The organism is Frankia sp. BMG5.60 (genome assembly GCF_059428125.1).
The window spans coordinates 7,076,580-7,092,610 of record NZ_CM182091.1 but is presented as its reverse complement, the minus strand read 5'-3'; the positions used below and the strand labels follow the sequence as shown (position 1 = coordinate 7,092,610).

Sequence of the window (16,031 nt, the reverse complement as noted above, 5' to 3'; positions counted from 1 at the left end):
CACGGATGCGGCGACTCACCGCGTGCGGCGTTTCACCGGGCGCGGCGATGGACTGGACCCCGGCAGGGGAATACCGTTGGGTCATGCGCGGAGATCCCACCCTGGTCTGCCGCCTGCACGTGGATTTCGCCCGGGTGGCCAGCGCGCTGTGTCGCGCCCCGCGCCGCCCGGTGTCGCCCTGACCGGTGCCGCGGCTGGCCCGTCGAGCGGCTGATCCACCGACAGGATCGCGGGACACACGTCCACCGGTCCGGACGCACCGCCGATGCGCACCTCAGGCCGCCGATTCCTGGCTCAGGCCCGCCGATCCGCCCCTCGCCCGCCCCTCGCCTCCGGCCATCCGGGAGACTCGCGTGAGCGTGCACGCCCACTGGTTCCTGCCCACCTCGGGGGACAGCCGCAACCTCGACGCCGCCGCGGTGAGCGCCAAGGAAACCCCCCACCTGCAACCGGCCGCCCAGCGGCCGCCGAGCATCGGCTACCTCGCCCAGATCGCCGCCGCGGCGGAGTATCTCGGGTACGAGGCCGTGCTCACCCCGACCGGGACCTGGTGTGAGGACGCCTGGCTCACCACCGCGGCCCTGCTGCGCGAGACCACCCGGCTGCGTTTCCTCGTGGCGCTGCGGCCCGGTTTCCTCAGCCCCACCCTCGCCGCGCAGATGGCGGCGACCTACCAGCGCATCTCCGGCGGCCGGCTGCTGCTCAACGTGGTCACCGGCGGCGACGCCGACGAGCAGCAGCGCTTCGGCGACTGGCTGAACCACGACGCCCGCTACCGGCGTACCGAGGAGTTCCTGCAGGTCGTCCGGGGGGCGTGGACGGGCCGGCCGTTCACCTACGACGGCGAGCACTACGCGGTGCGGGGCGCCACCGTCCGTGAGCGTCCCGATCCGACGCCACCGATCTTCTTCGGCGGCGCCTCCCCCGCGGCCGAACTCGTCGCCGCCCGGCAGGCCGACATCTACCTGCTCTGGGGCGAGCCGCCGGCCGCCGTCGCCGAACGGCTCGACCGGATGCGAGCCCTGGCCAAGGACCAGGACCGCGAGCTGCAGTTCGGCATCCGGCTACACGTCATCACCCGGGACACCGCCGACGCCGCCTGGGCGGTCGCCGACGAGTTGCTCGCCCAGCTCGACCCGGCGGCGATCGCCGCGGCGCAGCGGCGCTTCGCCGGGACCGAGTCCGTCGGGCAGCAGCGGATGGCGGCCCTGCACCGCGGCAGCCTCGACGCGCTGGAGATCTCCCCGAACCTCTGGGCGGGTTTCGGCCTCGTCCGCGGCGGCGCCGGCACCGCGCTCGTCGGCAGCCACGCCGAGGTCGCGGACCGCATCGCCGAGTACCACGATCTCGGCATCGAGCACGTCATCCTCTCCGGCCATCCCCATCTCGAGGAGGCGTACTGGTTCGCCGAGGGCGTCCTGCCGCTGCTGCGCCGCCGCGGACTGCTCGCGCCGGTGCCGGGGCCGGCGGACGCAATCCGGGCCTGACCGCGCGGTCGGACCGGCGGCGGGCGAGGAGCCGACGAGAAGGGTCAGGGGAACGGGGGCGCTCGTCGAGTCGACGGCGGTCGGGGCGCCGGCGCCGGGGATGAGATTCCCGAGCGGGGCACCTCGTCGGGCTGCCGCCACACTGGTCAGGCGGCTCTCCACGTCGCGACGTCAGTCGATCGTCCGCCAGCGCAGCGGGCTCACCCCGTCGAGCCGGACGACCTGCTCGACGTCAAAATGGATCACGCGGAGCGCGCCCGGGCGGCTGGCCGCCTGCGCCGGATCCCAGTCGATGCCGCAGCGGCCGCTGACCTGCAGGGTGTCACCCGTCTCCCAGCGCACGAACAACAGCCCGCTTCGCGCGTCGAGTTCGACGTTGCCGAGGGTCATGTAGAAGGAATTTCCGACGTAGTCGGGCCAGCTCACCCGGGTCGGCGTCTCGACGGCGACGAATCCGGGCGGCCCGCCGCGGTGCGACGCGTCGGCACCGAGACCGTCCGCCCGGCTGGCGATGAAGAACGTGTCGGCCGCACCGATCCACCGACGCTCGTCGTCCGAGAGGCCGGACCGACGTCCCGCATCGCCGGCCCCCGTGCCCGACTCGGGCGGTGCGCTCACCGCCGGCGGGTCCAGCGCCGACGGGTCCACGGCCACGCGCCGGTGGATGTACTTGGGACAGTTGCCGAGGACCTGGTCCGTCCGTACCTCGAGCGTGTCGGCGACCCGACGGGCGCGTCCGTTGAGACGGATCCTGCGCCGGCGCGCGAAGTCGATGGAGATCATGCCGACGTCCGTGTCGGTCTCGAACGCGTCGCGCAGGGGGTCGCCCGGCGGCGGCAGAGCGTGCAGGACCGCCGTCCGGGGGTCGGTCGCCACGGCGAAGCCCACCCCGCCGACGAGCATCGTGGTCCAGACGGCTCCGTCCCCGTCGGCGGCCCCGACAAACACCATCGGCTGCTGGTACAGGAACGCGGCGAACGCGGCGGAGATGGTGCCGTCGAACATGGGCGAGCCCCAGTCCTCGTTGCCCTCTCCCGCGCGGCGTTGGACCGCCTGCTCTCCTCGGTGGCGGATGCCCGGTTTCACTGACTCCACGGCGACACCTCAGGACCCGGAGCCGACGAGGGAGACGGTGTCGGCGAGCCGGTTGGAGAAGCCCCACTCGTTGTCGTACCAGCCGATGACCTTCAGGGTCTCGCCGACGAGAGTGGTGAGGCCGCCGTCGATGACGCAGGAGGCGGGGTTGGTGACGATGTCGCTGGAGACGATCGGCGCCTCCGTGTAGTCCAGGATCCCGGCGAGTGGTCCCGCCGCCGCCGCGCGGAGGGCGTCGTTCACCTCGTCCACCGACGTCGGACGGCTCACGGTGACGGTCAGGTCGGTCGCCGAGCCCGTGATGACCGGAACCCGCAGCGCGAAGCCGGTCAGGCGTCCGTCCAACTCCGGCAGTACCCGCCCGATCGCCTTGGCGGCGCCGCTGCTGGTCGGGACGATGTTGTTGGTGGCCGAACGCGCTCGGCGCAGGTCGCGGTGGGGGCCGTCCTGGAGGTTCTGGTCCTGGGTGAAGGCGTGCACGGTCGTCATGGCGCCGTGGTTGATGCCCACCGCGTCGTTGATCACCTTGGCCATCGGGGCGAGGCAGTTCGTCGTGCACGAGGCGTTCGAGATGATGTGGTGCCGCGCGGGGTCGTACCTGTCATGGTTGACGCCGAAGACGATGGTGATGTCCTCACCGGATGCCGGCGCGGAGATGATCACTTTGCGTGCCCCGGCCTCGATGTGGCGCTGGGCGGCGCCCGCCTTGGTGAAGGCGCCCGTGGACTCCACGACGACCTCGACGCCGAGTTCCGCCCACGGCAGCTCGGCGGGGTCGCGCTCGGCGAGGACTCTGATCTTTCTGCCCTCGACGACGAGACCGTCGCTGGTGACCTCGACCTCGCTCGGGAAGCGGCCGAGCACGGTGTCGTATCGCAGCAGATGGGCCAGCGTCTCGGGATCGGTCAGGTCGTTGACGGCGACGACCTCGATGTCCGCGTGCTCTGCCAGAAGCACCCGGAAGAAGCTCCGGCCGATCCTGCCGAACCCGTTGATAGCGATCTTGATAGTCATTCGGTCTCTCTTCTCATCGGTCAGGTTCCGCCTCGATGTGCCGGGATGGGCATGATCGGGACGTCGCGCCGGAGGGCCGGAGGGCCGAGTCGCCGCGCGAGCGGCATCTCGAACAGACTAACAAGTTGGTTGGATCGTGTCGACCGGCACGCGAACGCGGCGACGCATCCACACGCGCCGTCAGCGGCGCCGCTGTTGATCGGGCACACGGCGCTCGGCCCGAGCGTTCTTACGACACTGCTGGGGCGTGATGCCGTAACGGTCGCGGAAGGCGTGGCTGAAGTGCGAGTTCCCCCGCAGGCCGTGGCGTTCGCCGATCTGGGCGATCGGGACGAGGGCGAGCCGGGGATTCTCCAGGTCGGCGCGACACCGGGCTAGCCGCTCGTGGCGAATCCACGTGGACGGTCCGATCCCCGCACTCTTGAAGAGCTTCTGCAGGTACCGCAGCGAGATGTGGTGTTCGGCCGCGAGGGTCGCAGGCGAGAGGGTCTCGTCGTCGAGGTGCTCGCGGGCATAGGCCTGGATGCGCGTCAGCATGCCGCCGTGCGCGGTCTGCTCCGCCTCGTTGGCCAGCAGCTCGACGAAGAAGCGCTCCACGAACCTGGCGATCCCGTCGACGATGAACTCGGTGCCGGATGTGTGCACGTCGTTCATCTGGTCCCCCAGGATGGTGAGCAGTCGGGACAGCACCCCCGGCGTGCCCTGGCCACCGCTCCACCGCAGCGCGGTGAACGGGGCCGCGTCGTCCGGCGTCAGGCCGAGCCGGCGATGGGGAATCGCCACAATGATCATGGCAAATCGCCGCGGCATGATGAGGCTGTACGGCTTGGTGCTGTCGAAGGCCACGAGGTCGCCGGGCCCCACGGTGGCCACCCTGCCGTCCTGATGGACCTCAACCCTGCCGGATCCCACCCGGCAGAAGTAGAAGGCGGGTTCGTGATCCGCGGCCGCCTCGCGGCCGTGCATGATCTCGTGCGGATCCGCCAACATGACGACGGCGCGCAGCGGCCCGAACTGCCCGTTGATGATCCGCCCGGCGAAGAATCCCAGCGTCCGGCTTGTCACGACAACGGGGCCGCAGGCAGCCCGGACGTGGTGACGCCAAACCTCGAATGTCTCGTTTGCCCTTCTGTCCCAGGTCCTTAGCAATTCCACCATGCTTCCAGACGGTTCGTCGTAGGCCGATTCCGATCGAGATTCGGGACGAGCGACAGGGTTTCGTCAACCGATCCGGAGCTCTCCCGCCAGTCGGATCAACAAGAATGCGAATCCAAAGGGATCCTCTTCATTGCTACGCAGCACCCCCGAAACGAAGAATGGTCACCGACGCCACGTCGAGGGCGACCTTGACCGCCACCACAGACTCGTCACCCCACCCGACGCCGCCCCCGCGCTGACGGCACAGGTTGATCTCAGTGCAGCGCGACGGAAACGTCAACCCTTTTCTCTCCGAAGCCGAGGTGTCGCATTCGAGACAACCGCCACTCGATCTCCTTGCCGATCAGCAAGATCGGCGACCATTCACATCCAGGTGTTCACCTCGCGTCCAGCCGAAACCGCTGGACACCAGCGCCGACACCCAGGCAGTACAGGTCCTTTCGGAACCGTCGTGGGCGGCGGCCAGTACCGCTCAGGTCGCCAACGTCGGCGTGACCCTCACCAACCCGCCGCCCCCCCATGATCGAGGACGCCCGAGGGCGACTGCGCCGGGGCCTGCCTCGGACCGACCCGACACGTCCTCGCGTGAGCGGGACGCGTACGAAAGCCGCCCCGGACCAGGCGTCACTCGGGCATCGACACGATCAGAACCGCCCTCCACCAGGCGACCTGGACCGTTCGCGAATCGACAAAATCCGGTGCGCGTTAGCGGCATGACGGGTTGGCAGCGACAGGTAGCTTGACGTCACCCAACCGCACGGTTGGGCGCAATTCGGTGTAGAGCTCCGACCGCATACCGGGAAGGGCCGCTCCAGGCCTCCCACCGGGCGGCGCGTCTACGCCGACCCCAATGGAAACCGGAGAAGAGGTCCAATTCCCATGACCACCGAGGCGATGATCAACGATGCGTCGGCAGTTCTGCGACATGACGGCACCCGCGCCGCCGTGGACCCGGCGGCGGCCCCGAACGACCTGCTCACCGGCGATTCCTACCTGGAGAGCCTGCGCGACGGACGGGAAGTCTACATTTACGGCGAGCGGGTCTCCGACGTGACCACGCATCCCGCCTTCCGGGAGGCGGCGCGTTCCACCGCGCACCTCTACGACGCCCTGCACGACCCGAGCAGCCAGGACCTGATGACGACGGTCGACCGCTACACGGGAGCACGCGTGCACCGGTTCTTCACACCGAGCCATTCGGCGGAGGAGCTGCTGCTGGCACGCGACGCGATCGAGCACTGGGCGCGGCTGAGCTACGGATTCATGAACCGTACACCGGACTACAAGGCGTCGTTCATGGCCGGGCTCGCGGTCACCCAGGACTTCTACGAGCCCTTCGGTGACAGCGCGCGCGGTTGGTACGAACGGTACGCCCGGCAGGGCCTGTCCATCAGCCACGTGATCGTCAATCCGCCGGTCGACCGGAACAAGCCCGCCCACGACATCCGGGACGTCTACCTCAAGGTCGTCGAGGAGCGGGACGGCGGCATCGTGGTCGAGGGCGCCAAGCTGATGGGTACCGCCGCCGCGCTGACGCACGCGTCGTTCGTCGGCCAGATCCATCTCGCCAACCTGGAGCCGGGCAAGGCCGAGGACATGGCGCTCGCCTTCATCGCGCCGCTGAACACACCGGGGATGAAGGTCATCTGCCGCCCGTCCTACGAGCGGAAGGCCAACAGCCCGTACGACAACCCGCTCTCGGCGCGGTTCGACGAGAACGACTCGGTGCTGGTGTTCGACAAGGCCTTCATCCCCTGGGAAAACATCCTGATCTACCGCGACACCGAGAAGATCCACCAGTACTTCCCCCGGTCCGGGCTGCTCAGCCGCGGCTTCTTCCAGGGCGCCATCCGCATGGCCGTGAAGCTCGAGTTCATGGCCGGTCTGCTCGACCGGGGCACCCAGATGAACGGCACGCACGAGTTCCGTGGCGTGCGTGCCGGCCTCGGGGAGCTGCTGGCCTGGCGTCACCTCACCTGGGCCGTCACCACGGCGATGGCGACCGACCCGGAGCAGGGGCCCGGCGGCACCGTCCTGCCCCGCATGGACTACTCCGCCGGCTACCGGGCGCTGGCGCCGCTGAGCTGGGAGCGCACCCACAACTTCTTCGAGGAGCACCTGGCGGCGGCGTTGCTGATGACGCCGGCCAGCGACGCGGACCTGAGGAACACGGAGCTGCGGCCCCTCATCGACCGCTACTACCGCGGTTCGGCGGGCACGGCCGAGGAGCGGATCAAGTTGTTCAAGCTCGCCTGGGACGCGCTTGGATCCGAGTTCGGCGGCCGGCACGAACTGTACGAGCGCAACTACGCGGGCGGACCCGACCAGGTCCGGTTGGACACGCTCGACTGGTCGCGGGGCAAGGGCCTGCTCGACGAGTACGGCGCGTTCGTTCAGCAGTGCATGGACGACTACGACCTCGACGGGTGGCGTCGCGGCCGCTGGACCCGCAACCCCTGACCGGTGGCGATCTCCGGTGGACGTCGGCCGAACACGAAAGGAATTTCCATGAAGGGAAACGACCTGCGCCGGGTCATGCGCTCCTTTGCCACGGGCGTCTGCGTCGTCACAACCTATCGCGACGGTCCCGACGGACGACACCACGACGCCATGACCGCGAACTCGCTGTTGTCGGTGTCACTGGATCCGCCACTCGTGTCCCTTTCGCTGGGGCAGGGCTCGCGCTTTCTCGCGGATCTCATGAGCTCCCGGGTCTGGGCCGTGTCGATTCTCGACGAACGACGAGAGGACCTCGCCCGTTTCTTCGCGCGTGGACGAGCGGCCAGGCAGGGCAGCGTGACCGAACTCGTCACCGACCAGGGGCCGCACACCGGCTCTCTGCTCGTCGGCGCCACCAGCTGGCTGGAATGCCGGTACACCAGCCATCTGGACGTCGGTGACCACGTGCTGGTCATCGGCGAGGTGGTAGCGCTCGAAACGGAGGACGACACCGACCCGCTCATCTTCGTTCACGGCGGCTACCACACTCTTGGTGAGGTCACACGTCATGAGAAGGATACGCTTCCTGCTGTTCCTCGCCCCGCTCGTGGTGACGAGCCTGCTGACAGCCGGCGCGATAGCCATGGCCGACAGCCCGAAAGACGTCACCGTCTGCTCGGTCAGCCGCTCTGATCCAGCCCGGGAGAGGACCGTTCACGTTTCGCCGCGCGCCGCGACGCAGCTGCTCGCCCGGACCCCCTCCTACTCCGATCCGTGCGCGACGTACGGAAAGAGCGAGCCGCTCGGCGACGGTTCGGTCCGGACGTACGTGCAGCGGCAGGACCGCATTCCGCTGACGGTCGGGGTGGTGTTCCCGCGGTCGGCCCTTTCCGGGCTGCCCCAGGAGCACACCGACGGGCTCCGCTGCTACGACGTCAACGGCGACGGATCCCTCGATCCGATGAACGACTGCGCGGGAGGTTGGGAGCACCCGCTGGAGCTCGTACCCCAGCAGGACGTTCCCCTGCGGTGGTCGCTGGTGAACTGGAACCCGCACGGGCACGGCCTGCCCGGCGTCTACACCTACCCGCACTTCGACTTCCATTTCTACATCCAATCGAAGGCCGACCGGGACGCCATCCGTGTGGGTCCGTGCGGCGTGGTGGTGAACTGCGAGGACTACGCGCGCGGCAGGATCCCGGTGCCGGCAGAGTACATGCCGCCGGGATACACCGACATCGGTGCCGTCGAGGTCGCCATGGGAAATCACCTGGTCGACCAGAGCGGCCCCGAATGGCGGGGCGAGCCGTTCATGAAAACCATGATCTTCGGCGCCTACAACGGGAAGATCACTTTCATCGAGCCGATGATCTCACTGGAATACCTGAACCGAGTCCGCGCCACCCCGTCGATGAGCGGCTGCTTCCCCATCCCCCAGCCCTCGGGATGGCAGGAGGCCGGCTGGTATCCCCGGGTGTACTGCGTGCGATACCGCGCGAACCGCGATGACTTCACCGTCTCGCTGGAGTCCTTCAGCCACACCTGATCGGCGCGAACCTTCCACCCGGGTGATGTGGCCGGTTCGGCCGGCCACATCACCCGCCCGCCCGCCCGCCAACCAGCCGGCGGGGCCCCGCGCCGCAGCCACTCATCCTTCATCGGCTCGTATCGTTCGCCGGAGGAGCAATGCACGCTGAATCCGATATTTCCACCGCCTTGACCGCGCCGGTCCGCCTCGGGACGGGCAACGTCAGACCAGCTGACCCACGACGCTCGTTCACTAGTGGGTGTCGCCGTTAGTTCGTCGGTGATCGGTGGTGCCGGGTAGGTAGAGGCCTGCGGCGAGGTCGAGCGCGGCTTCGGCGGTGCCGCTGGGGGATCCGTCGGGCAGGTAGGAGTCGTCGTAGTCGTCGTGGCTGGCGCGCCAGATCGCGAAGCCCCAGTCGTTGGCGTAGCCGTGGTAGCGCAGCCGGCACAGTGGCTGGGGGGCGCCGTCGGGGTCGGTGGCGGTGACGTAGGCGAACGCGCCGTGGTAGCGGGTGGAGATCTCGCGGATCCCGGGCCAGTTCTCGGCCGCGTGCGCGACGAGCCGCTGGCGCAGGGAGATCTTCGTCGATGCCGGGATACCTGCCACGGCTCTCATTGTCGCCGTCAGTTGAGGGCGGGTTGCCCGCGGGTGTGGTGGCGGCGATGGTCGGGTGCGACCTGCCCGATAGGACATCAGGGTGTCTCGCCGTGCTACCGCGGTCATCCTGACCGACGACGTCCGTGCCGAACTGGCCAGCCGTGCCCGGTCGGCGACCGTGCCGCGCCGTGACTGGCTGCGCGCGAGGATCGTGCTCGCCGCCGCGGACGGGCTGGGCAACGCCGCGATCGCCGCCGGGTTGGGTGTCTGCGAGGACACCGTCTGCACGTGGCGGGGCCGGTTCGCCCGGGAAGGTCTCGCGGGCCTGCGTGACCGGCCCCGGTCGGGCCGGCCGGCCCGGTTCACCGCGGTGCAGGTCGCCGAGGTCAAGGCGCTGGCCTGCACCCGGCCCGCCGACGTCGACGTGCCGCTGGAACGCTGGTCGGCGGCCGAGCTCGCCGCCCACGCGGTCCGCGAGGGCATCGTCGAGGAGGTGTCCGCCTCGACGGTGACCCGCTGGCTCGACGCCGACGCGATCCGCCCCTGGCGGCACCGGTCGTGGATCTTCCCGCGGGACCCGGCGTTCGTGGCGAAGGCGTCCCGGGTCCTGGACCTCTATGCCCGCCGCTGGGACGGCGAGCCGCTCGGCCCGGACGACTATGTGATCAGCGCGGACGAGAAGTCCCAGCTGCAGGCCCTGCACCGCTGCCACCCGACCGCGCCGGCGATGCCCGGCCACGGCCCGCGGGTGGAGTTCGAGTACACCCGTGGGGGCACGCTGGCGTACTTCGCCGCCTACGACGTCCACCGCGCCGAGGTGATCGGCCGGATCGAGGACACCACCGGGATCGCCCCGTTCGGTCGGCTCGCCGCCCAGGTCATGGCCCAGGAGCCCTACGCGTCGGCGCGGCGGGTGTTCTGGATCGTCGACAACGGCTCGTCTCACCGAGGCCAGGCCTCGATCGACCGGATGCGCGCCGCCCACCCGACCGCGACGCTGGTCCACCTGCCCGTACACGCCTCCTGGCTCAACCAGGTCGAGGTATTCTTCTCGATCTTGCAGCGCAAGGCCATCGAGCGCGGTGACTTCGCCGACCTCGACACGCTCGCGGCCCGGGTCATGGGCTTCCAGGCGCTCTACAACCAGGCCGCGACCCCGTTCGACTGGAAGTACACCCGCGCCGATCTCCTGAAGACCGCCAGCCGCCTCGGCCTCGCCGCATAACCGACGAACTTGCGGCGGCACCCACTAGGACCACGTCGCCGGCGCCGGACGGGCCCGGCGCACCCGCTGTGCTCGACGGTGGGCCCGGTGTCGACCATGGCCTGCGCCATCTCGGCGAGGCGCTGGTCAGGGCCGCGGCCTCACCCGACGCTGGCCGGGTGGTGTACCTGCGCGAGGACGGAACCCGGCTGCGTCAGGACTACGCCGCGCTGCTGGACGACGCCGCCAGGCTGCTCGGAGGCCTGCGCCGTGCCGCCGAGGAGCACGCCGGCACCACGGGGATCCAGGTCGACCCACTGGCTGCCGGCTCCCCAGTCGTTCTCCAGATCGGCGACGAACCGGATCTCCTCGCGGCCTTCTGGGCCTGCCAGCTCGGCGGGTACGTACCGGTGCCGGTGCGCCGCGGAGGCACCGAACGGGAGCGCCAGGAGGCCGAGCGAACCCTGCACTCGGTGTGCGACCTGCTCGGCGACCCCTGGGTGGTCACCGGTCGGACGAATCCGGGCGGAGCACGCGACACCGACCAGCCGCGTGACAGTGCGCCCGGCCGGTGGCTCGGCGACGTCGAGAACCTGCGTGCGGCCGCGCCGGACCGTTCCTGGCACGACAGCCAGCCCGACGATCTCGCTGTGCTGCTGCTGACCTCGGGCAGCACAGGTCGTCCCAAGGCGGTGAGGCTCACGCACGCCAACATCCTCAGCAGATGCGCGGCCACCGCCGCCGTGCACCACCTGACCGCCGAGCAGCGCTCGTTCAACTGGATGCCGCTCGACCACGTCGGCGGTCTGGTGATGTTCCATGTCCGTGACGTCTGGCTGGGCTGCGTCCAGGTGCACGCGCCGATGCAGTGGATCCTCGCCGATCCGACGCGGTGGCTGGACTGCCTGCACACCCACGGTTCGACCGTCACCTGGGCTCCGAACTTCGCCTTCGCCCTGGTTGTCGACCACGCAGAGGCGCTGACCGGCCGCGCCTGGGATCTGAGCCGGCTTGGCTACATCATGAACGGCGGCGAGCCGGTCAAGCCCCGGGTTGCCGCCCGGTTTCTCTCGCTGCTCGCCCCCTGCGGGCTGCCCGCAACCGCGATGTACCCGGGCTGGGGCATGTCGGAGACCTCCTCGGGAGTTGTCGACCGGGTCTTCGACCCCCGTGCCCCGGAACGGGACGAACGCTTCGTCAGCGTCGGTCGACCCCATCCGGGGGTGCGTCTGCGCGTGGTGGACGAGCGCCAGCAGGTCGTCGACACGGGAACGATCGGCAGACTGCAGGTCAGCGGCGAGCCGATCACCTCCGGCTACTACGGCCATCCCGCGCAGAACCGCCAGTCGTTCACCGACGGGTGGTTCAAGACGGGCGACCTGGCCTACATCGCCGACGGAACACTGACCGTCACCGGACGCATCGACGACCTGATCGAGGTCGGCGCGGTGACCTACCACGGACACGAGATCGAGTCGGCGGTCGAGGAGCTCGGCGTCGTCGCTCCCTCGTACACGGTGGCCTGCTCGGCGCCGGACCCCGTCACCGGCAACGACCGCCTGTCCGTGTTCGTGCACCCCCGCGACGGGGTTCCCGCCGCCGAGGCGAGCGCGGCGGTACGCGAGCTCGTACGTCGACGTTTCGCGGGACTGGAGGCCGAGGTGTTCACGGTCGAGCGCCAGGACATCCCGAAGACCGGGATCGGCAAACTGCGCCGCGCCCTGCTGCGCGACCGCCTCGTCTCCGAGGCAGGTTCCCCGCACGACCCGTCTCGACAGGGACGCGACCCGTCCTGACGGGGACGCGTTGGCGCTCTCCCCGCGAACGCCTCCGCCCTCCAGCGGTCGCACTCCCAAGCGCCGCCGTGCACCCGCGCGTGCGGCACCCCCACAGACAGGAGATGCCTCATGAATGCCGTCAGGCCGCGGGACGTTCCCGCATACCGCGGCGCCGTCGGCGGCCACGAACCCGTACGCGGACCTCTCCACGGGCGCCGTCCCGACAGCCTCCCCGGAGTTCGTTCCACCAGCACCGCCGCGGCGACCCGGCTACGCGCCCGTGTCCTGAGCAGCATGGAGATCGGAGTCGTGGGAGCCGGCGCCTCGGCCGTGTGCCTGCTCGACGCCCTGTCGCAGCTCGACAGCCCGGTCGGTCGCATCACCGTCTTCGATCCCGCGCCGCGGCCCTGGCGGGGACGTCCGTACCGCGAGGACCTACCCGCCGTGCGCGTGAACGCGATCCCGCAGGACATGTCGGTCCGCCACGGCGATCCCGGCCACTTCGCCCGCTGGCTGGAACGGACCGGCGTCGACACGCCACCCGACCCGTGGATCGGAACACCGTTCGTGCCACGCACCGTCTACGGCGACTACCTGGGAGACAGCGCGATGGCCGCCATCGCGCGGCTGCGCCTGCGCGGCTGGCACGTCGCGCTGGAACGCACCGCGGTGACCGCCGTGCTGAACACGGACGAACGTGCGGTCCTGCGCACCGCGCAGGGTCGCCACCACGCCATGGACTACGCGGTCCTGTGCGTCGGGGTGGGCCGGCCCCAGGACGTCTACGGTCTGCGGGACAGCCCCGCATTCGTGCCCGACCCCTATCCGGTGGCGACGACGCTCGCCGGGATCGACCCGGACTCCCACGTCGCCGTCCTGGGCAGCGGGCTCACCGCGGTGGACGTGGTGCTCGGTCTGACCGCCCACGGGCATCGCGGTCCGATCAGCCTGACGTCCCGGCAGGGCTTCCTGCCCGCGGTGCGCCAGCGGCCGGTCGAGATCGAGCTGCGGCACTTCACCCCCGAGGTGCTGCGGACGTGGGGCCGCCGGGGCGATCGTGTGCCGCTGACACGGATCGTCGAGCTGATGCGTCGCGAACTGGCCGAGGGCGGCCACAGCGAGGCGAAGGTGGCCGAGGAGATCTTCGCGATGGGCCGCGAGCACCCCGTGGACCGCATCCGCCGCCAGCTCTCCGAGGTGGGCGCCGCAGATCTCGGACTGCGGATCCTGCAGCGGGCGGTACCCGAGACGGGTCCCGACGTGTGGCCGTTGTTGTCACACGCCGACCGGACACACGTTCTCACCCACCACTACCGGTCGCTGATGAGCCTGTGCTGCCCGATGCCGCCGACCACCGCGGCGGCCCTGCTGCGGCTCGTCGACAGCGGTCAGTTGCGGATCCGCGCCGGCCTGCGCACGGTGCGTCCCACCCCCGGCGGGGGCTTCGCCCTGACCACCGCCACCGATGACCTCTCCTGCGCTGTCGTCGTCAACGCGGTGAGTCCCCCGGCGGACCGGATACCGCCGCCGGCCCGTCCCCTGGTCACGTCGCTCACCGAGGCGGGAACGGCGTCCATCCATCCGCATGGCGGTCTCTCCGTCGAGCGTGCGACCAGCCGGCTCACCGTCGCCGGCAACCCTCATCCGCGGCTGTACGTGCTGGGGGATCTCGCCGCCGGCACGCTGTTCTTCACCTTCGGTATTCCGTCCCTGGTCGACCGGGGCGTCGACATCGCGCAGGCGATGGTGACCCACGCCGAAGCCACCCGCCGGAGGTCTCCCAGGGTCCTCGCGCTGCGTTGATCCCCCCGGTGAACCACCACTGCATCGACGACAGGGGCCGGCCCGCGCTATCCCTCCCCGCGACAGACGTCCGACCGCAAGCCGTCCGATCCGCAAGCCAGTCCACCTTCGATGTGCGTCCGACAGAGGAGTGCTCATGACCACCACCGCCGAGATCGGCAGGGACGACGTCGCCACGAGCGACGCCCGGCCCGACTACCTCGCCGATACCGCCACCGGACTGCCGATGCCGTCCGAGCCGGTGTTCGCCTCGGTCGACGAGGCCCGCCGCCACCACCAGCAGCGGCTGGCCGCGGCCCTACGCCTGTTCGGCAAGTACGGTTTCGGCGAGGGGATCTCCGGCCACATCTCCGTGCGCGACCCCGCCGACCAGGACCTGTTCTGGGTCAACCCGTTCGGGGTCTCGTTCAATCACGTCCGGGTGCGCGACCTGATCTGCGTGGATTCGTCGGGCCGGGTCGTGCGGGGCAGCCATCCGGTCAACCCGAGCGCGTTCGCCATCCATTCACGCATTCACCAGGCCCGGCCGGACGCCGTCGCGGCCGCGCACGGCCACACCCTGCACACCCGCACCCTCGGGGCGATCGGCGAGCTGCTCGAGCCGATCGACCAGGAGGCCGCCGCGTTCTACGAGAATCAGGTCTACTTCGACGGCTATGACGGACCCTCCGTCGCCGTCGAGCAGGGCCAGCGCATTGCCGACGAACTGGGCGAACGACGAGCGATCCTGCTGCGTCACCACGGGCTGATCACCGTGGGCGGCTCGGTGGACGAGGCGCTGCACTGGTTCCTCACCTACGACAACTGTGCCCGGGTGCAGCTGATGGCCCGCGCCGCCGGACGACCGCGTCCGATGACCCACGAGCAGGCGACGGCCGCGCGGGCCGGATTCGGCGATCCCCAGCTCGGCTGGTTCAGCTTTCAGCTGCTCTGGGAGGAGATCACCTCGGAGCAACCGGATCTGCTCGAGGAGTAGGCGCGGTCCCACCAGCCGTCCGAGCGACGTCACGGAAAGGCATCGACCATGTCCACCTTCGAGTTTCCCGGCCGGTACTACGAGGTCATCCGCTCCAACCTGCGAGACCTGGACGGGGAGACCGGCTTCCTCGGCTCGCTGCTGCCGCCCGGCGGTCACGTCCTGGACCTTGGCTGCGGCACCGGCGTCAACCTGCGTGCGCTGCGCGAGCGCGGCTACACCGGCGTCGGCGTGGATCACAGCGCCAGCTTCATCGACCACGCGAAGAACGCCGGTGATTCCGGCATCGAGTACGTACGCGAGGACCTCGAACTCTTCGACACCGACGAGACGTTCGATCTGATCTACAGCATCTTCGCCACGGTGAACCTGGTACCGCGCAAGCACCTCGGCGGGCTGCTGTCGTCGGTGTCCCGATGGCTGCGTCCCGGCGGACGGCTCGTGCTCGACGTCGCCCACCTGCTCAGCTTCGTCGACGTCTTCCAGCCGTCCATGATCCAACATCATCGTCGGGACGGCATCCTGATCACCCAGATGGCCCGCCAGAGCGTCTCGCCGCACCGCGCCACCTGGCGACACGAGGAGACCCTGCTCGTCCGGGAGTCCGACGGTCGAGTCTCGATGTACGACAACGTCCTCGAGCAGTCGGTACTGACCCTCCCAGAGCTGGAGGATCTGCTCTCCGCAGCGGGACTGACCGTGCTGGACCGCCACGGCGGGTTCCGCGGGGAACCCGCCCCCCTCCTGGGGCGCGGCCCACTTGTCCTGGTGACCGCCCACGCGGACACCATCGCCTGACCACACACCTCCTCTACCACCCCCAGCAGCGGGCGCCGCGCACCTCGGCGCCAACCGGAGGGAGGGCGACGTCTCGTCGCCCTCCCTCCCGGCCGTCATCGGTCGCTCGACCACTGTCGCCACATGCGGGTCCGCCTGCCATCGCGGAGGCCGC

The 16,031-nt window shown here is 70.0% G+C and carries 12 protein-coding genes; 8 read left to right on the top strand and 4 right to left on the bottom strand.

Features of this window, described 5'->3' with window-relative positions; translation table 11 throughout:
* Positions 1–353 precede the first annotated feature (353 nt).
* Complete coding sequence (locus AC5R91_RS29045) at positions 354–1,487, top strand: LLM class flavin-dependent oxidoreductase (protein WP_495394473.1); 1,134 nt, start codon at positions 354–356, stop codon at positions 1,485–1,487.
* Between the two features lie 171 nt (positions 1,488–1,658).
* On the opposite strand, the gene AC5R91_RS29040 is transcribed toward AC5R91_RS29045, so the two are convergent.
* The 3 genes from AC5R91_RS29040 to AC5R91_RS29030 form a co-directional block, all read right to left on the bottom strand.
* Positions 1,659–2,582, bottom strand: a complete 924-nt coding sequence (locus AC5R91_RS29040; protein WP_495394472.1) for a pyridoxamine 5'-phosphate oxidase family protein — start codon at positions 2,580–2,582, stop codon at positions 1,659–1,661.
* Between the two features lie 9 nt (positions 2,583–2,591).
* Positions 2,592–3,596 carry a type I glyceraldehyde-3-phosphate dehydrogenase gene (gene gap, locus AC5R91_RS29035; RefSeq protein WP_495394471.1) on the bottom strand — a complete coding sequence of 335 codons (1,005 nt, stop codon included), beginning with the start codon at positions 3,594–3,596 and terminating at the stop codon, positions 2,592–2,594.
* Between the two features lie 180 nt (positions 3,597–3,776).
* Positions 3,777–4,754, bottom strand: a complete 978-nt coding sequence (locus tag AC5R91_RS29030; RefSeq protein WP_495394470.1) for an AraC-like ligand-binding domain-containing protein — start codon at positions 4,752–4,754, stop codon at positions 3,777–3,779.
* A gap of 879 nt (positions 4,755–5,633) precedes the next feature.
* Here AC5R91_RS29030 and AC5R91_RS29025 point away from each other — a divergent pair.
* Positions 5,634–7,214 carry a 4-hydroxyphenylacetate 3-hydroxylase family protein gene (locus AC5R91_RS29025; RefSeq protein ID WP_495394469.1) on the top strand — a complete coding sequence of 527 codons (1,581 nt, stop codon included), beginning with the start codon at positions 5,634–5,636 and terminating at the stop codon, positions 7,212–7,214.
* A 48-nt stretch (positions 7,215–7,262) separates the two neighbouring features.
* Complete coding sequence (locus AC5R91_RS29020) at positions 7,263–7,886, top strand: flavin reductase family protein (RefSeq protein ID WP_495394468.1); 624 nt, start codon at positions 7,263–7,265, stop codon at positions 7,884–7,886.
* Between the two features lie 1,087 nt (positions 7,887–8,973).
* On the opposite strand, the gene AC5R91_RS29015 is transcribed toward AC5R91_RS29020, so the two are convergent.
* Positions 8,974–9,336 (bottom strand): hypothetical protein, encoded by a 363-nt coding sequence (locus tag AC5R91_RS29015; protein WP_495394467.1) that lies wholly within the window; start codon positions 9,334–9,336, stop codon positions 8,974–8,976.
* A gap of 82 nt (positions 9,337–9,418) precedes the next feature.
* Here AC5R91_RS29015 and AC5R91_RS29010 point away from each other — a divergent pair, with 82 nt between their 5' ends.
* From AC5R91_RS29010 to AC5R91_RS28990, 5 genes are all read left to right on the top strand, one after another.
* On the top strand, positions 9,419–10,543 hold the full coding sequence (locus AC5R91_RS29010; RefSeq protein ID WP_495393400.1) for an IS630 family transposase: 1,125 nt from the start codon (positions 9,419–9,421) through the stop codon (positions 10,541–10,543).
* Between the two features lie 68 nt (positions 10,544–10,611).
* The gene (locus tag AC5R91_RS29005) at positions 10,612–12,318 is read left to right on the top strand and encodes an AMP-binding protein (RefSeq protein WP_495394466.1); all 1,707 of its coding nucleotides are present in this window, start codon (positions 10,612–10,614) and stop codon (positions 12,316–12,318) included.
* Positions 12,319–12,429: 111 nt separating this feature from the next.
* Positions 12,430–14,103 carry an FAD/NAD(P)-binding protein gene (locus AC5R91_RS29000; protein WP_495394465.1) on the top strand — a complete coding sequence of 558 codons (1,674 nt, stop codon included), beginning with the start codon at positions 12,430–12,432 and terminating at the stop codon, positions 14,101–14,103.
* A gap of 136 nt (positions 14,104–14,239) precedes the next feature.
* Positions 14,240–15,079, top strand: coding sequence for a class II aldolase/adducin family protein (locus AC5R91_RS28995; RefSeq protein ID WP_495394464.1), 840 nt, complete (start codon positions 14,240–14,242; stop codon positions 15,077–15,079).
* A gap of 48 nt (positions 15,080–15,127) precedes the next feature.
* Positions 15,128–15,877: a class I SAM-dependent methyltransferase gene (locus AC5R91_RS28990; protein ID WP_495394463.1), complete on the top strand. Its 750-nt coding sequence runs from the start codon at positions 15,128–15,130 to the stop codon at positions 15,875–15,877.
* Positions 15,878–16,031: the final 154 nt, after the last annotated feature.

Coding starts and splice junctions, on each gene's coding strand:
- gap (WP_495394471.1), bottom strand. CDS start 3,596: ATGACTATCAAGATCGCTATCAACGGGTTCGGCAGGATCGGCCGGAGC.
- AC5R91_RS29030 (WP_495394470.1), bottom strand. CDS start 4,754: ATGGTGGAATTGCTAAGGACCTGGGACAGAAGGGCAAACGAGACATTC.
- AC5R91_RS29025 (WP_495394469.1), top strand. CDS start 5,634: ATGACCACCGAGGCGATGATCAACGATGCGTCGGCAGTTCTGCGACAT.
- AC5R91_RS29020 (WP_495394468.1), top strand. CDS start 7,263: ATGAAGGGAAACGACCTGCGCCGGGTCATGCGCTCCTTTGCCACGGGC.
- AC5R91_RS29015 (WP_495394467.1), bottom strand. CDS start 9,336: ATGAGAGCCGTGGCAGGTATCCCGGCATCGACGAAGATCTCCCTGCGC.
- AC5R91_RS29000 (WP_495394465.1), top strand. CDS start 12,430: ATGAATGCCGTCAGGCCGCGGGACGTTCCCGCATACCGCGGCGCCGTC.
- AC5R91_RS28995 (WP_495394464.1), top strand. CDS start 14,240: ATGACCACCACCGCCGAGATCGGCAGGGACGACGTCGCCACGAGCGAC.
- AC5R91_RS28990 (WP_495394463.1), top strand. CDS start 15,128: ATGTCCACCTTCGAGTTTCCCGGCCGGTACTACGAGGTCATCCGCTCC.